The following is a 15853-nucleotide window of genomic DNA, read 5'->3' on the forward strand; positions in this document are numbered from 1 at the left end:
CTTTTTATACTAGTCTGAAGATGAGATTATGATCCCCAAGACATTTCGCCCATGATGACTTTTGCACTTAATTCTAAGTCACCAATATTTGTGAAATCAGGATATAGTTTTTTCATTTTCTCAACTAATTCTTCTGAATTTTTGGATGCTGCGGCTGCTTCTTCAAAATTGGCAACATATTCCTTGGTGAATGTAACTGCTTTAAGGTTGTAGTCACTTTTACCTAGGAAATGTCCTGGAATAGTTTGTTTCGGTTCAAGCGCTTCAATACTGTTTAATACTTTACGCCATTGATCACGACTTTCTTTAGTTTGTGAATCCGCCATCCAAACATGCACGTTTTCATAAACTGAGACGCCAGCAACTACAGTTTTCATAGATGGCAACCAGATATAGGTACCTTTAGTTGCGCTATCATCGGCACCGACAATTCGAACCTCATGACCACCAATGGAAAGTTTGTTAGATGGTAGAGCTGACGGGATGATCACTTTTTTCGGTGCAGTCTCCTCTAATTTGGGGCCCCAGTAAGCCAGTTTACCTTTATAGGCTTTTTCAATTTTCTGGATAATCTTTGGTGCTGCATAAATTGGTGTGTCGGGATAGGCGGTTAGGATCGTATCCAGACCAAAGTAAAAGTCAGGATCATTGTCGCTGATATAAATTGCTTTCAGTTTCTTTTGGCTTTCAGCAATCATATTAACTACAGATTCAGCATCATTTGTATGAAATTGTGCATCAACAAGGATTGCTTCTGTTTCACCTGTAATCAGGGTGGACGTCACAGGAAAGAAGCTTTTGTCGCCCGGATTAAATACATTCACTTTCAAATGTTCAGCGGCTTGGGCTGCGCCACTGCCAAGCACGAGAGCAGTTGCGGTAGTTAAGGCTTTTAGAATCTTGAACATTATGTTTCTCCATTAAATCTATTCTAGCAATCTTGTTCTAGAGCTATATATATGTTTCAATTTTTGATCTAAAAACCGTATATATTGAATTTTATTGTTTCAAAAATAGAGCTAATTATGGATAGATTAACAGCAGCTAAGGTTTTCATTTGTGTTGTGGAGCAGGGAAGTTTCATTGCAGCCTCTGACATTATGAATGTTTCGAGGGCACAAACCTCACGTTATGTGACTTTGTTGGAAGATTGGACCCGAAGTAAGTTGCTTCATCGTACAACCCGTCGACTAAGTTTAACGCCAGCAGGTGAAAAAATGCTGGATTATTGTCATCGGCTTGTGTCGTTGTCAGAAGAAATAGGGGAGGTCGCAGGTGATCCAGGAGACCTTCCATCAGGTGTTATTAGAATAGGTGCTTCCAAGTTTTTTATTGAGCATTATTTGATGGATGTTGTTGATCGGTATTTAAAACATTATCCAGACGTGAAGATTGAATTGGTAATCAGTAATGAGATTGTTGATCTAGTAAAGGATCGCATTGATTTAGCAATTCGTATTTCAAACAATCTGGATCCGAATTTGATTGCTCGCAAGTTAGGGAAGGTGGAATCCGTGCTTTGTGTATCGCCTGCTTATCTAGAGGATTATAAGAAACCTATGCATTTGACAGATTTAACTAATCATAATTGTTTGGTTTACTCGAATTTGGATCAAACGGTTTGGCGTTTTTTGCACCAGCAACAGTCTAAATCTGTGAACGTGAAAGGGAATCTTGCGTCCAATGAGGCAGATACCCTTTTACTGGCTGCTTTAAAGGGGATCGGCATCGCCTATCTTCCAAGCAAGACAGCGCAGCCATATATTCAAAATGGAGAGTTGATAGAATTATTACCAAATTTTACGCCTGAACCCATTGATATTCATGGAGTGTTTCTTAGTCGTAAAAATATGCCAATAGCCTTGCGTTATTTTATCGATATGATCGTTGTGGATATGACCAGATAACTTTTTGTATGCGGCTTGCTTTTATGAAGGCCATATGAAGAGAGCTGTATGGGGATTGGTTAAAGCCCTTCGATTAATCTTTCTACCAAACGATCTAACATTTGATCGCATAACTCAATTTGTTCAACAGATACGAATTCATCAGGTTTATGACCTTGGTCCATTGAGCCCGGTCCGCAGACTACTGTTGGAATATTTAAAATCTGGTCAAATAAGCCGCCCTCAGTTCCAAAAGCGATTTTGAAGTTTTTATTCTCACCACGTAGGGATTTTACGAAAGAAACAATATCTGCGCCCGGATTGGTATTCAGGCCCGGGTAGCTGTTGACTACTTCGATTTTAATATCTGCGCAATCTGCTTTCTCTCTTGCATTTTCTGTAATTAATTTAGCGGCGTCCTTAACGCGTTGAATAATATCTTCTGGCTTATCTGCCGCTAGATTGCGGATTTCAAAGTCTAATATGCATTCATTTGGAACAATGTTCAGCGCTACCCCGCCGGACATCTTACCTACATGGATTGTGCTACAGGGAATGTCGTAATCATTATCCTGTGCACCATTTTTCGCTAAATCATCCTGAATATCTTGAAGGGCTTTGATGAGATCGGCACCAAGATGTAACGCATTTAGGAAATTAGGTGCCATGGCAGAATGACCTTCAAGACCGATGCAGGTCGCACGTAAAGCCGTTTTGCCTTTATGGCCTGTTGCAACGCCTAAACTTGTTGGTTCCCCAATGATACAAAAATGCGGTTTCATTGGCGCATCTTTTAGGCGTTCAATTAAATGACGGACGCCCACACAACCTATCTCTTCATCAAAAGATACAGCTAAATGTAAGGGGGTTTTCAATGGTTGTTTGCTGGCAATCAAACATGTTCGTATGGCTGAAGCCAGAAAGCCTTTCATATCGGCGGTTCCACGACCATAATATCTGCTATCTTTTTCTGTAAGTGTAAAAGGATCAACGGTCCAGTTTTGCCCTGCGATGGGAACAACATCGCTATGCCCGGATAAAACAACACCGCCTGTTGATGCAGTTTCAACTGTAAGCTCCGTGCCGTATACCGTCGCATATAAATTTGCACGTGTGCCTGTTTCTTCCCCGATAATTTGTGCCTCAATATTATGATCAGCTAGCAAATTTCCTATGAAATGAATGAGTTCCATATTTGGAGAAAGGCTTACTGTTTGAAAGGAAAGTAGCTTTTCAAGGATTTCTTTGGTTTTCAATGTTTTACATTCCTGAAGCTGGATTAGGGAGCGAAGGCCATAATATCTAAATCTTCGGTTTTTAGAGATTAACTTTTTTCGAAGCTGTGACCAGATTTTTCTGATGCCAATAACTACACCTACTTTTTAAAAGTTAAAGGTAATGAAGAAAGAGATAGCTTTTGCCGAAGCAGGTCTTCGGACAACAGAAATTGACGAGAAGCGGGTAAATGAGAAAGCATAAGGCAAGATGAAACTAAATGAAGTTTTAATAATAATTCAGGCTGAATGGCCCTAACGATTAAAAGCAGAGATCATTTAAGGATTGAAGAATGAGTAGAGATCCCCGTTACGATATTTTGTTTGAGCCAATGGATATTGGTCCGGTAACCGCAAAGAACCGTTTCTTTCAGGTGCCTCATTGTAATGGAGGGGGCTATCGTGACCCATCTGCGGCTGCACAAATGCGTAACAGTAAAGCCGAAGGGGGCTGGGGTGTTATTTTTACTGAGCAGGTAGAAATGCATCACACTTCAGAAATTACACCATTTATTGAATTACGCCTATGGGATGACAAAGATATCCCGATGTTGGCGAAAATGGCGGATCAAATACATGAATATGATGCGTTGGCTGGATTAGAGCTCACTTATTCAGGTATCAACGGTCCTAATTTATATACCAAAGAGGTACCGCGTGGTCCATCTGCCGGGCCAATCCTGACCTTCACTAGTGATCCGGTATCTGCACGTGCCATGGATAAGCAAGATATCAAGGATTTGCGACGTTGGTATCGCAATGCTTTCATTCGGTCTAAAGAGGCAGGGTATGATTTAGTATGTCTCTATGGGGCGCATGGTTTTGGTATTATCCAACATTTCTTATCCCGCGCAACTAACCACCGTACGGATGAATATGGCGGTAGTCTTGAAAATCGCAGCCGGTTGATGCGTGAGTTGATTGAAGAAGGTAAGGATGCGGTTGGTGATACAGTCGGTATTTCTGTGCGCTTATCTTTGAATGAGATTTTAGGTGAACATGGTTTTTCTAATGCAGAGTTACGCGATTGCATTGAAATGAATGCGGAAGTACCCGATCTTTGGGATTTGGCACATGGATCTTGGGAAGATTGTTCTGAGACCTCTCGTTTCGGTGAAGAAGGCGCTCAACAACCACTTGTCCAGGGTATTAAAGCTTTGACACCAAAACCTGTTGTCGGTGTTGGGCGTTTTACCTCACCAGATCTTATGGTCAAACAAGTAAAATCAGGCGTCTTGGATTTTATCGGTGCGGCCCGCCCATCAATTGCGGACCCATTTATTCCAAGGAAGATCGATGAAGGTCGTATCGAAGATATTCGCGAATGTATTGGTTGTAATATCTGTGTGACAGGTGACACAACCATGTCGATTTCCCGTTGTACCCAAAACCCAACTTTTATGGAAGAATGGCGTAAAGGATGGCATCCGGAACGCATGAATGAAAAAGGGGAAAGCGATAGCGTTCTTGTGATTGGCGCCGGACCTGCAGGACTTGAAGCTACACGTGCATTAGGCGAAAGAGGGTATCAAGTTGCCTTGGCAGAAGGTTCAACCGAACTTGGCGGGCGCTTGGTTAAAGAGCGACTTTTGCCAAATCTATCTGCTTGGGGTCGCGTGGTCGATTATCGTGTCGGTCAAATCCAAAAAATGCCTAATGTCGAAGTCTATCTGGACAGTAAGCTATCTGCTGATGAAGTATTGGAGTTTGGGTTTGAAAACGTGGCGATTGCAACAGGATCCAGTTGGCGTCGGGATGGTGTAGCACGTTATCATTTACATCCAATTGCGATTGATACGAAAATGCCTGCCTATACACCTGATGATATTATGGACGGAAAGATCCCATCCGGTCGTATAGTGATCTATGATGATGATCATTACTATATGGGCGGTATCATGGCAGAGCTATTAACGGAAAAAGGCTGTGATGTGGTTTTGGTTACACCAGCCGTAAAAGTATCCGAATGGACAGATTTTACTTTGGAACAGCATCGTATTCAGAAGAAACTTATGGACCTAGGAGTTGAAATTCATTTGAACAAAGCTGTTAAAGAAGTGACGGCTGAGGGTGTTTCACTTGAATGCACATATACAGGTGCACTTAGTGATCTAAATGTAGATGCTGTTGTTTTAGTAACAGCACGTGATGGTAATGATGATCTATGGCAAGAACTGAAAGCACGTGAAAGTGAATGGGAGGCCGCCGGAATTAAATCTATCAAATGTTTTGGCGATGCGGAATCACCAGCACCAATTGCTTGGGCAACATATGCAGGACATCGTTATGCGCGTGAACTGGACGGCGAAGAAATTGGCGATGATTTACCATTCCGTCGAGAGATCACGGAACTTGCACCTGACTAAATATCCCTAACATAAAAACATGTTGGAAATCGTCGACTGGGAGGCCAATCGGCGATTTTTCCATTCTTATAATGCGCTGTCAGGCATAAAGACCTTTTGATGCCCGCGTGCTTCCAGCATGATGGTTTGTTCCAGCTTACGGATGCTTGCCATCCGGCGTAATTCAAGTGGGATATGCAACCAATATGAACGGGTGAAGCTTACCTCTTCGGTAAGGATAGGGATTAGTCTTGGATCGTTATAGGCCATGTAATAAGGAAGAACACCAAAGCCGCCACCATGGGCAATGAATTGCAATTGGGCCCATACTGTAGAGCTTTGATACTGGCTTTGTAATTCTTTATCGATCAGATGAAGGAATTCCAATTCCTCAGTATATTGAAGTTCTGGGATATAGCCGACAAATGGATGTTTCAGGATTTCATATTTTTGATTGAGGTCGACCTGTTGGTCTTCGATAAACTTTTTAGATGTATATAGATATAATTTGTAATCGGTAATTTTCCGGCAATAGATATGTTTGCTAACCGTTTCTTCCAAACTGATTGCAATATCCACTTCGCGTTTAAGTAGATTGGGAAAAAGAGGAAGAGCGGCAGATTCAATCGTAATTCCGGGGTTTTCTCGAATAAAAGAAATGAGCTTTTCTGCTAGAAAAGTATTTCCGAAACCATCTGGTGCACCGATCCGGATGTTACCAGAGACAGTTTGCCCCATTTGCTGCACTTGTTCTTTGGCAAGCGCTGTAATGTCTTCCATCTGTTGTGCAAGAGGGAGCAGGTTTTCCCCAACCTCAGTCAGATGAAAGCCATGTTCATCTTGATCAAAAAGCTTTACTTCCAAAGCTTCTTCAAGGGCAGAAATACGGCGCGCAACGGTAGTATGATTGACACCCAGCCGTTTTGCGGCTGTCAATAAGCGCCCTTTATGGGCAACCTCCACAAAGTAGCGAAGATCATTCCAATTCAATTTATCATTTAGCATGTGTGCAAATTAGCACAGCTTTAAATAATAATAAACATTTTATTGAGGCAGGTTCGGCATAAAAGTGTAGCCCATACCTTATAGCGGGAGGCGGGCGAAAATATAACAATAACGCCCAAAAATAAAAGAAATAGGTAGACTATTCAGGGACGTTGTTGACGTTGTGAGGGCGACTAAAAGCCCGAATCTTCCTCCGGTTATATTAAAACTGACCTTTCTGTTGACCAAAATGTCGGGGCAACGATTAGGTGTTAGAACCAAATTGGGAGGACAAAAATGTCTAAGATTAAAAATTTGATGATGTCCGCTGTGGTTGCAACAGCGTCTATCGCAGCTGTAGGGGCTGCAAAAGCGGAAGATTTGCGTTGGAAAATGCCAATTGCTTTCGCATCCAAACTGCCAGGTCTTGGCTCTCCGGCGCCTTGGGTTGCTGAAAAAATCACAACAGCCTCTGACGGGTCTTTGAAGATTAAAGTTTTTGAGCCAAAAACATTGGTGCCACCATTTGAAATTTTGCAATCTGTTTCCGATGGTAAGGTGGCTGCTGGGTATACATGGATCGGTTATGATCAAGGTAAAGTACCTGCGCTACCATTATTTGCGGCTGTACCATTTGGCCTGAAACCATCTGGATTTACCGCTTGGTATTATTATGGCGGTGGTCATGATATGTTGCAGGAAATTTATGCAAATAAAGGCTTTAATGTACATGCACAACTTTGTGGTATTATCGGGCCTGAAACAGCTGGTTGGTATAAAGAACCAATTAAAAGCCTAGATGATTATAACGGTATGAAGATCCGTTTTGCGGGTCTTGGTGGTAAAGTGCTTGAGAAATTAGGCGCATCTGTAACCATGTTGCCAGGTGGCGAATTATTCCAAGCATTGGAAAAAGGAACAATTGATTCAACCGAATTCTCTATGCCTGCAATTGACCAAATTCTTGGCTTTAACCAAATTGTTAAAAACAATCTTTTCCCAGGTTGGCATCAACCATTCACAGCTCAATATATGTTGATCAACAAAGATGAGTGGAACAAAGCAACTGATGCGCAAAAAGCATTGGTAGAGGCTACTTGTACAGCTGGTGTGATGCGTGGTTTGGCAGAAGGTGAATATAAAAACGGCGCAGCTTTGGCTAAGTTGAAAGCTGAAGGCATTAACATTGGTACAATTCCAATGGATGTATTGAAGCAGTTGAAAGGGATTACAAACGAAGTATTGGCTGAGCAAGCTGCTGCAGACCCTGACTTCAAACGTGCTTTGGAATCTCAACAAGCATTCCAAGCTGAATATGTAATCTGGGATGAGAATGCATATCTTCCAACTGAGTTGATGAAATAAGCCTTAACGCTTATCATTTAACCAAATAATATAATAAGAGAAACGTCGTGCGGGGTGGCCTTTTATAGACGCCTCGCATAGGAGATTGCGATTATGAGTGAAAAGATTCAGGCGACTGAAGATCATCATCTAAGCCTAGCTGATGTAGAACATGAAATACATCATCATACGGAACTGCCCAGTACGGCGCTCTCTAACTTACTAGATGCCTTCGTTCATCGCGTGGGCGCTTTCTTTTCCTGGCTTTGGATTGCAACTGTTTTAGTTATTATTTATTCCGTTGTTTCACGCTATGTATTTGGTCAAGGGTCCGTTTTCTTAGAAGAACTTGCTTGGCATTTGGCTGGCGCTGCTTGGCTTGTGGGGATGTCTTATACATTAGTGCATGATGATCATGTGCGTGTTGATGTTTTGCATGAACGTTTTTCCTTAAGAACACAGGCTTGGTTTGAGTTATTCGGAATTCTTATTTTATTGCTTCCTTTTCTATATATTACTTTTGCTGAAGTGTTACCTTATACGCTTGCTTCCTTTGAACAGGGGGAACGGTCACAGGCGCCAGCTGGATTACCATTCCGTTGGGCGATTAAAGCCTTTATGCCATTTTCCATGGGCTTGTTAATTCTGGCGGCTGTCTCTCGTTTACTAAAAACAACAGCTTTTCTCTTCGGTTTGCCTAAACCAATTAAACTCAATAAAGACGCATAAAAGGAAAATAAGATGTCGATTGAAGCAATTTTCGTCATCGGAATGTTTTTAACTTTCGGTGTACTTCTCTTCACAGGTTTTCCGGTCGCATGGGTTTTAGCTGGTACATCTGTTATCTGGACGATTGTCGGGATCATTGGCGTGGAAGAATTTGGGGTTGATCTCTGGTTTGACTGGGGAAGTTCCATTGGTCTTGTCCCGGAACGTCTTTGGGGATTGGTAGGCAGCGAAACTCTTGTCGCGCTCCCCATGTTTATTTTTATGGGGATATTGTTAGATCAGTCTGGCGTTGCAGAACGTTTGATGGTCAATATGGTAAAGCTATTTGGTGGGGTGCGTGGCGGTTATGCAATCACAGTGATCATCATTGGCGTATTATTAGCTGCGACTACAGGGATTATCGGGGCTTCCGTTGTATTACTTGGTATGTTGTCTCTCCCAATCATGATGCGCAGCAATTACTCTAAAGAACTGGCAGTAGGGACGTCTTGTGCTACGGGTACTTTGGGGATTTTGATCCCACCTTCCATTATGCTTGTTCTAATGGCTGATCGTTTGGCGACACCAGAAGCTTCCGTTGGTGATTTGTTTATGGGAGCGTTCTTCCCCGGGATTATGCTAGGCGCCATGTATGTGACCTATGTGCTGGTTCTTGCTTTCCTAAAACCATCTGTTGCGCCTGTACCGGAAGACCGCCCGAAGGTAGACATGTCTGTATTTTGGGGGGTGCTATGGGCGGTATTACCAACAGCTGGTTTGATCCTTGCTGTGCTCGGTTCCATCTTTGCTGGTATCGCAACGCCGACTGAGGCGTCAGGTGTTGGTGCTTTTGGTGCAATGTTGCTCGCTTTGGCAAATGGCCGATTGAACTTAAAAGTTCTTAAGGAAAGTATGTATGCAACAACAAAGACAGCAGCCTTTATTTTCGCAATCTTTGTTGGTGCCACTGCCTTTTCCGTTGTGTTGCGTGGTCTTGGCGGCGATCAGGTGATTGAAGAAGCTTTAACAGGCCTACCTTTTGGTCCAGACGGTATCTTAATCACAATTCTTTTCGTTGTGTTCTTATTAGGCTTCTTCCTTGATTGGGTGGAAATTACTTTGATCATTTTGCCGTTGGTTGCACCAGTGGTTCAAAGCCTGGGGTTTGATCTTGTATGGTTCACAATTTTGTTTGCAGTATGTTTGCAAACATCCTTCCTAACCCCTCCGGTTGGTTTTGCGCTTTTCTATATCAAGGGGGTATGCCCACCGGAAATTAAAGTGACCCATATCTATCGCGGCGTAGCGCCATTCATTGTTTTACAACTGATCGGTTTGGGATTGATTTACTATTTCCCTAAGATTGTCACCTGGTTACCTGCGATGGCTTATGGACCAAACTAGGTCTAGACCTGTAGATATTAAATATTGAAAAGCTCGGGCATAGACCCGGGCTTTTTTATGTGAGATCATCAGGTTTTAGAAGGCGTCGAACATTTGTTGTCATCCAGACAAGAGAATTATCTTCTAAGCGTGCCTGAGCTAATTCCCATCTGAAAACAGCGATTAATTCGTCTTCCTGATTTAAGATGTCGACAAAAAGAAAGGCGGAATTATCTTTTTGATATACATCTACAATCTTGTGTTTATTAGCTGATAACAGCACGACATAATCCGGGCTCTGTAACATCAAAGCAAATCTTTCGATGGGACCTGTTACAGCTTTATTCCTTGGATGGGCAAATATCCATGTTTGAAGAAACCCGCTACTTCCTTCATTTCTTACATCTGCAAGTGCTTTAAGCTGTATGGAAACAACCTGTCGAGGACTCAGATCAGGATTGGGAAAAACGAGTTGTTGGGCTTTGGCGTATAGGCTTGTAAGTATGGTTGCTAAAACAAAAATCACCAGTGTGTATCTTAACGATTGGGGCATATGAACCTCCTCCCTTTCGCTAGAGATTTTACGATACAGGGAGGAAGTTGGATGTTTCATCGTCTTAACGTGGTAGGCGGATGGTAACTCTTAATCCATTGGGATCGATATTTTCTGCACTAATCTCACCACCATGTGCGTTTACAATGGATCGGGCTATCGCTAATCCTAAACCAACACTTCCGCTTTCTGTATTACGTGCTTCATCTAGTCTAACAAATGGTTCGAAAATTTGCTCTAAAAGATTTTCTGGAATACCCGGGCCTTGATCAGAAATTTTGATGCGTGTTTCTGAATTACTCGTTTCCAAAGTTATATTGGCGGCCTCTCCATATTTTAATGCATTATCGACTAAGTTGCGCAATGCGCGTTTTAGTGATGTCGGGCGGCAGTTTTGGATGACATTTTCCTCACCTTCAAAAGTCACTTCTTTGCCCATGTCTTGATAATCATGGCTTATGCTTTCCAATAAGGCATGAAGATTTGTCTCTTCACTCTCTTCCTTTAATGCATCTTGTTTAGCAAAGGATAGGGTCGCTTCGGTCATACGCTGCATTTCAATAAGAATAGATAGGATTTTCTCGCGTAATTCTTCATCCCCTATGAATTCAGCTTGAATACGTAAAGCGGTAATTGGGGTCCGCAAATCATGCGATATAGCGGCTAACATGCGTGTTCTATCTTTAACAAAACGATCCAGTCTTTCTTGCATTTGATTAAAGGCCTGACTTGCAGCGCGGATATCTGAAGGGCCGATTGATGCTAAAGGATCGACATGTTCACCACGCCCAAATTTCTCCGCTGCACTGGTTAAGGCTTTTACGGGTTGGGTCACACGTCGCATCATAATAATAACAATGAGAATAATAGCAGCCGCGCTTATGAATGTGGCAATAAATGAAGGAAGAGCCCATAGAGGAGAGCCCGGTACAGAATAACTTTTCACATTGAGCCATGTGCCATCTTTGAGTTTTACTGAGATGTTTAAATTTTCACGCAGTCGACCTAGCGCAGGGGGCGCTGGAAGATGTTCCTCCATTTCTTCTTCCAGCTCATCCTCGTCCTCATATCGCATATGATGATCATCGCCCCATTTTTTGAACCATTCACGACGATTTTCATGCATGTCATGATCGTCATGCCGCCATTGCAACCATTCGCGTCGGTCGCGTTTGGTGCGTAAATGGATTTCATCTGCATAATCGTCAACCATCATCGCAAGGATGAAACGCATATCGGCTTCCCAGTCTTTTTTGAAACGGCGTTTTATTTTGGGACGTTTCGTCAAGCTGAGTTGGAACTCGTCAGTTGTAGAGGCTTTGATGATATTTTTTCTTTGTGATTTTGGGGCAAAAGATAAAAGTTTTACAACTGATGCTGTATGAACCAAGACTTGTTGGTTGGATGCCGCCCGTAAGGCATCGCGTCTTTCATCTGCAAAAATACTAATCCCGATTACTTGTGCAGAAATAATTGCAATCAAAGTTAGGATGATCATCTGTCCTGAAAGACTTTTTGGAATGAATTTCCTCATAATGTATCAACCTTGGAGGTGAGCATATATCCGCCGCCCCAAACTGTTGTAAGTAATTCAGGGTTTTTTGGGTCTTTTTCCAATTTTTTTCGCAATCGACTGATTTGATTATCTACACTTCTGTCAAAAGGGATCGCATCTCTACCCCTCGCCAAGTCTAATAGTTGATCACGGCTCAACACCATATTGGGATGAGTAACAAAAACATAAAGCAGATCATATTCAGCTGTGCTTAGGGGATGTGTGACATCATTCGTATCTATTAAGGCACGCTTTGTGCTGTCCAGTTTCCAATCTGCGAACTGGAATATTTCAGGCCCATCCGTGGTTTGGACCGTTTTTGGAGGGAGGGCTTCAGTACGACGAAGAACTGCTTTGATACGCGCAATTAGCTCACGTGGGTTAAATGGTTTGGTTACATAATCGTCTGCGCCCATTTCCAAGCCTATAATACGATCCGTATCATCGACCATAGCTGTTAGCAAAATAACAGGTATTTCACTTGTTGCTTGGATATGTCTGCATAATGACAAGCCATCTTCACCGGGCATCATAATATCTAAAACAACCAGATCTATGGAATTGCCGTTTAATATTTGACGAGCTGTGGTTGCGTCTTCTGCATCACTGATACGAAAGCCGTTTTGAGACAGATAACGCACCAACGGTTCGCGAATATCGCGATGGTCATCGACGACTAAGATATGTTTGCTATCTGCCATATTGTTACACCTTTTTTATGTTTTTCGTATTTCCTAACCCCTTTATGCACCAAGCTTTTCCCCTTTTGGAACAAAAAAATGTATCAAAATGTATCATAGGCTTTGCATGATACAATTCGTGACCCTTTTTAACAAAATCGGGATCGTATTTCAGGTTTTGCATGCTTAATTGCTGGAGACAGAAATTAACAGGCTGGTTCAAAAAACTGAACCGGGATTTACGAAAGGAACCTGAAATGAAGAAATCAACCAAATTTATTGTTGCTGCTGCCGCTGTTGCTGTTGTTGCTACACCGATTATTTCCGGGATCAGTTACGCTGGCGGTAAATGGGGGCATGGTAAAAAAATGCACGGTATGCATCCAATTGTGAAAAATATGGATGAGATCGATGCCAATTCTGACGGGGCTATTGATAAGGTTGAGTTGCAAGAATGGCAGGTTGTGAAAGTTACACAGTTTGATGTGAATGGTGACAAAATGATCGACCTGGAAGAATTTGAAAAAATGTGGGTTGAACAAATGCGCAGTCGCATGGTTGATGGTTTCCAATTCCTGGACGATGACGGTAACGCACAAATCACCCTAGAAGAAATTGCAATGCCATTGGATCGTATGTTTAACCGCATGGATCGAAATGACGATGGTCAAGTTACCAAAGACGAGATTAAAAAACGCAAGAAACATGCACGTCATGATGACGACGATGACGATGATGACGATTATCATCGCGGTTAATTATTCTCAAAATTTGCTCAAGAAAATACCTCTCGAAAACGCCTGCATATTGCGGGCGTTTTTTATTTGGCCTGATGACAAAAATTAAATTGGATATTTCCTAAAACCTTCAAAGATGGCAGGAAGGATAAAATAATCTTGTGAAGGTCCTTTATGTCCCGTCGATCTTTTTTTTGTTTGTATTTTCTTGCGATCCTGTTTCATTCAGGCGCCTATGGTATGATTTTGTTGATGCCAGTCTTGTTAGAAGGCATAAACGCAACGGAGGCTGATGCCGGTCGTTTACAGCTCGTTGCGGGTATTTCAACGATTGCAATTGTCATATTATCAGGAAAAATTGTTGATAAAGTTGGACGTATGGGAAGTTTTGCTTTTTCAGGCTTACTTCTGTTCAGTGGATTGGGTTTTTATGGGCTATTAGAAAGTATTTCGGTTTTGAGTATTATTGCCTCACTTCTTTTTGGGGCTGGTTGGGGACTTTTCTTTTCAACAAAAGTGATGGTTCTTTCTCAAATCTGCTGGCCGGAGGAACGCGTAAAGCTATTTTCAATTGATCTTGTTGTATTCATGATTGGATTTGGAATATCTCCCGTTATCGGGCGCTTTCTTTATGAGGCAGGATTTTCTTATGCTGATGTTTATTGGGTGATGGGTATCGTTTGCCTGTGCAGTTCTGCATTGTTTCTGTTTCTGAAGAAGCCTTTAAATAAGTTAGAAAAGACAGGCAATTTGAATACTGCAATGGTGTTGGATGTTGCATCTTTTATTCAAGTTTTACGATCACCTTCTATGATACCAATCGTAATAACGTTACTTATGGCAAGTATGTATGTCGGGTTAAATAATTTTCAGGCTAAATGGGCGCAGACGAATGAGCTAAGCTATGCAGACTTCTTTATCGTTTATACGGTTGCAGTACTTGTCAGTAGATTTGCTATGATGCGTTACAAACTTTCATCTTTTTCCTATTTCCATATCGGTGCTTTATTTATTGTCGCAATTGGCGGTGCAGTTGGCATGATTTATATGCAAGGAAGTTGGGGGATTTATATGATTTCAGCCTTTCTTGGTGGTGTCGGATTAGGTGGGATGACGCCAATAATTCAAGGCATTACGGCAAATCAATCAGATCAAGAAAATTTAGCGCAGACTATGCAGGTTATGGTTTTAGCTCATCTTACGGGTCTGTTTGGATTTCCTTATATTGGGGGGGAGATAATCGTTCATAGTGGCTTTGATCAATTTCACATGACGGCAATCTATCTGGGTGTTGGCGCTTGCGTGTTGTGTGTGATTGGATATTTGCAATCAGGTGATTCTGTTACCTTAACTATTCATACCTATGATCATACTACCAAGGGCAATCAGATGGATTAGCATGATGGCTCGGTCATTCCAGAATATTCCCACAATAAACCAGCCAATCAGCCCGGCGAGAAATAAGTAGATATTTAAAGGTGTCAGGCCGAATGCGGTTGTCGCATAACCAGCAATTTGAATAATGGATGCCATCCATTTGAGTATCAAGACGAACTGGTCACGACGGATATTCAGCGGATTTAAACTTACAGAGATAGAATTAGAAGCCACGTGTGATGCCTCCATCAATGCGGATATTCTGTGCTGTAATATAAGCTGCTGCGTCAGATGCTAAGTAAGAGATTAAACCTGATACCTCGTTTTCATGTCCATAACGTCCCATTGGGATACGACTGCGGCGTTCCTCTGTCTCTGGAAGGCTATCGATAAAACCGGGTAGAATATTATTCATGCGCACATTATCTGCAGCGAATTTATCTGCAAATAATTTTGTGTAACTTGCAAGCCCTGCACGAAAGACACCTGATGTGGGGAAGGTCGGATCAGCTTCGAAAGCAGCAAATGTTGAGATGTTTAAAATTGTGCCACCGCCATTTTTAACCATGATAGGTGCGACTAAACGAGACATTCGAATGGCATTCATCAAATAGTAATCCATGCCTAAATGCCAATCATCGTCACTGATTTCCATGATATCCCCCTTTGGGCCGTGACCGGAGGAATTTACGACCACATCAATACGTCCATATTCTTTGAGGACTTTCTTTACGAAAGCTTCTAAATCCGCATGAACAAGGTTGGAGCCCGTAAAACCCAAGCCTCCCAATTCATTTGCTAAAGCTTCTCCTTTACCTGATGCAGATAAGATCGCCACTTTGAAACCATCTTCGGCAAGTTTCTTTGCTGCACCTGCACCCATGCCACTTCCGCCAGCTGTGATGACGGCCACTTTTTGATCAATCATGATTATGTCCTCAAATTCATTTCATTTATCTAGTGTAAAGATAAGGTTGATCTGATCATGCAACAAATCATATAAAATGACATAGGATGTAGAAAAACT

At 42.1% G+C, this 15853-nt stretch carries 15 protein-coding genes; 7 read left to right on the top strand and 8 right to left on the bottom strand.

Features of this window, described 5'->3' with window-relative positions; all coding sequences use genetic code 11:
• Positions 1 to 26: 26 nt before the first annotated feature.
• Positions 27 to 908, bottom strand: coding sequence for an MBL fold metallo-hydrolase (locus tag ACOQOA_RS00460; protein ID WP_420546733.1), 882 nt, complete (start codon positions 906 to 908; stop codon positions 27 to 29).
• Between the two features lie 117 nt (positions 909 to 1025).
• On the opposite strand from ACOQOA_RS00460, the gene ACOQOA_RS00465 reads away from it, so the two are divergent.
• The gene (locus tag ACOQOA_RS00465; RefSeq protein WP_420546734.1) at positions 1026 to 1907 is read left to right on the top strand and encodes a LysR family transcriptional regulator; all 882 of its coding nucleotides are present in this window, start codon (positions 1026 to 1028) and stop codon (positions 1905 to 1907) included.
• Positions 1908 to 1966: 59 nt separating this feature from the next.
• Here the strand turns inward: ACOQOA_RS00465 and argE are convergent, their stop codons facing one another.
• Positions 1967 to 3142: an acetylornithine deacetylase gene (gene argE / locus ACOQOA_RS00470; RefSeq protein ID WP_420546735.1), complete on the bottom strand. Its 1176-nt coding sequence runs from the start codon at positions 3140 to 3142 to the stop codon at positions 1967 to 1969.
• 311 nt (positions 3143 to 3453) lie between these two features.
• On the opposite strand from argE, the gene ACOQOA_RS00475 reads away from it, so the two are divergent.
• The gene (locus ACOQOA_RS00475; RefSeq protein ID WP_420546736.1) at positions 3454 to 5526 is read left to right on the top strand and encodes an FAD-dependent oxidoreductase; all 2073 of its coding nucleotides are present in this window, start codon (positions 3454 to 3456) and stop codon (positions 5524 to 5526) included.
• Between the two features lie 66 nt (positions 5527 to 5592).
• On the opposite strand, the gene ACOQOA_RS00480 is transcribed toward ACOQOA_RS00475, so the two are convergent.
• The gene (locus ACOQOA_RS00480) at positions 5593 to 6510 is read right to left on the bottom strand and encodes a LysR family transcriptional regulator (protein WP_420546737.1); all 918 of its coding nucleotides are present in this window, start codon (positions 6508 to 6510) and stop codon (positions 5593 to 5595) included.
• A 276-nt stretch (positions 6511 to 6786) separates the two neighbouring features.
• Here ACOQOA_RS00480 and ACOQOA_RS00485 point away from each other — a divergent pair, with 276 nt between their 5' ends.
• From ACOQOA_RS00485 to ACOQOA_RS00495, 3 genes are all read left to right on the top strand, one after another.
• Positions 6787 to 7854, top strand: coding sequence for a TRAP transporter substrate-binding protein (locus tag ACOQOA_RS00485; protein WP_420546738.1), 1068 nt, complete (start codon positions 6787 to 6789; stop codon positions 7852 to 7854).
• Positions 7855 to 7947: 93 nt separating this feature from the next.
• Positions 7948 to 8562, top strand: a complete 615-nt coding sequence (locus ACOQOA_RS00490) for a TRAP transporter small permease subunit (protein WP_420546739.1) — start codon at positions 7948 to 7950, stop codon at positions 8560 to 8562.
• Positions 8563 to 8574: 12 nt separating this feature from the next.
• A complete protein-coding gene (locus tag ACOQOA_RS00495; RefSeq protein WP_420546740.1) occupies positions 8575 to 9945 on the top strand; it encodes a TRAP transporter large permease in 1371 nt (456 codons plus the stop codon).
• 55 nt (positions 9946 to 10000) lie between these two features.
• Here ACOQOA_RS00495 and ACOQOA_RS00500 read toward each other — a convergent pair whose 3' ends face one another.
• The 3 genes from ACOQOA_RS00500 to ACOQOA_RS00510 all read right to left on the bottom strand — a co-directional run bounded on the left by ACOQOA_RS00500 (position 10001) and on the right by ACOQOA_RS00510 (position 12733).
• Positions 10001 to 10477, bottom strand: coding sequence for a hypothetical protein (locus tag ACOQOA_RS00500; RefSeq protein ID WP_420546741.1), 477 nt, complete (start codon positions 10475 to 10477; stop codon positions 10001 to 10003).
• Between the two features lie 64 nt (positions 10478 to 10541).
• Positions 10542 to 12011, bottom strand: coding sequence for an ATP-binding protein (locus tag ACOQOA_RS00505; protein ID WP_420546742.1), 1470 nt, complete (start codon positions 12009 to 12011; stop codon positions 10542 to 10544).
• On the bottom strand, positions 12008 to 12733 hold the full coding sequence (locus ACOQOA_RS00510) for a response regulator (RefSeq protein WP_420546743.1): 726 nt from the start codon (positions 12731 to 12733) through the stop codon (positions 12008 to 12010). The genes ACOQOA_RS00505 and ACOQOA_RS00510 overlap by 4 nt, the downstream gene beginning before the upstream one ends.
• A 236-nt stretch (positions 12734 to 12969) precedes the next feature.
• Between ACOQOA_RS00510 and ACOQOA_RS00515 the strand changes: the two genes are divergently transcribed.
• On the top strand, positions 12970 to 13470 hold the full coding sequence (locus ACOQOA_RS00515) for an EF-hand domain-containing protein (protein ID WP_420546744.1): 501 nt from the start codon (positions 12970 to 12972) through the stop codon (positions 13468 to 13470).
• Positions 13471 to 13623: 153 nt separating this feature from the next.
• Complete coding sequence (locus tag ACOQOA_RS00520; RefSeq protein WP_420546745.1) at positions 13624 to 14847, top strand: MFS transporter; 1224 nt, start codon at positions 13624 to 13626, stop codon at positions 14845 to 14847.
• On the opposite strand, the gene ACOQOA_RS00525 is transcribed toward ACOQOA_RS00520, so the two are convergent.
• Complete coding sequence (locus ACOQOA_RS00525) at positions 14797 to 15060, bottom strand: DUF6552 family protein (protein ID WP_420546746.1); 264 nt, start codon at positions 15058 to 15060, stop codon at positions 14797 to 14799. The genes ACOQOA_RS00520 and ACOQOA_RS00525 overlap by 51 nt on opposite strands.
• Entirely contained in the window at positions 15050 to 15754 is a 705-nt protein-coding gene (locus ACOQOA_RS00530; protein ID WP_420546747.1) for an SDR family oxidoreductase, read from the bottom strand. Before ACOQOA_RS00530 ends, ACOQOA_RS00525 begins: the two co-directional genes overlap by 11 nt.
• Positions 15755 to 15853 lie beyond the last annotated feature (99 nt).

Origin of the sequence: Curvivirga sp. (assembly GCF_965219885.1) — a bacterium.
Taxonomy (GTDB): domain Bacteria; phylum Pseudomonadota; class Alphaproteobacteria; order UBA8366; family Aestuariispiraceae; genus Curvivirga.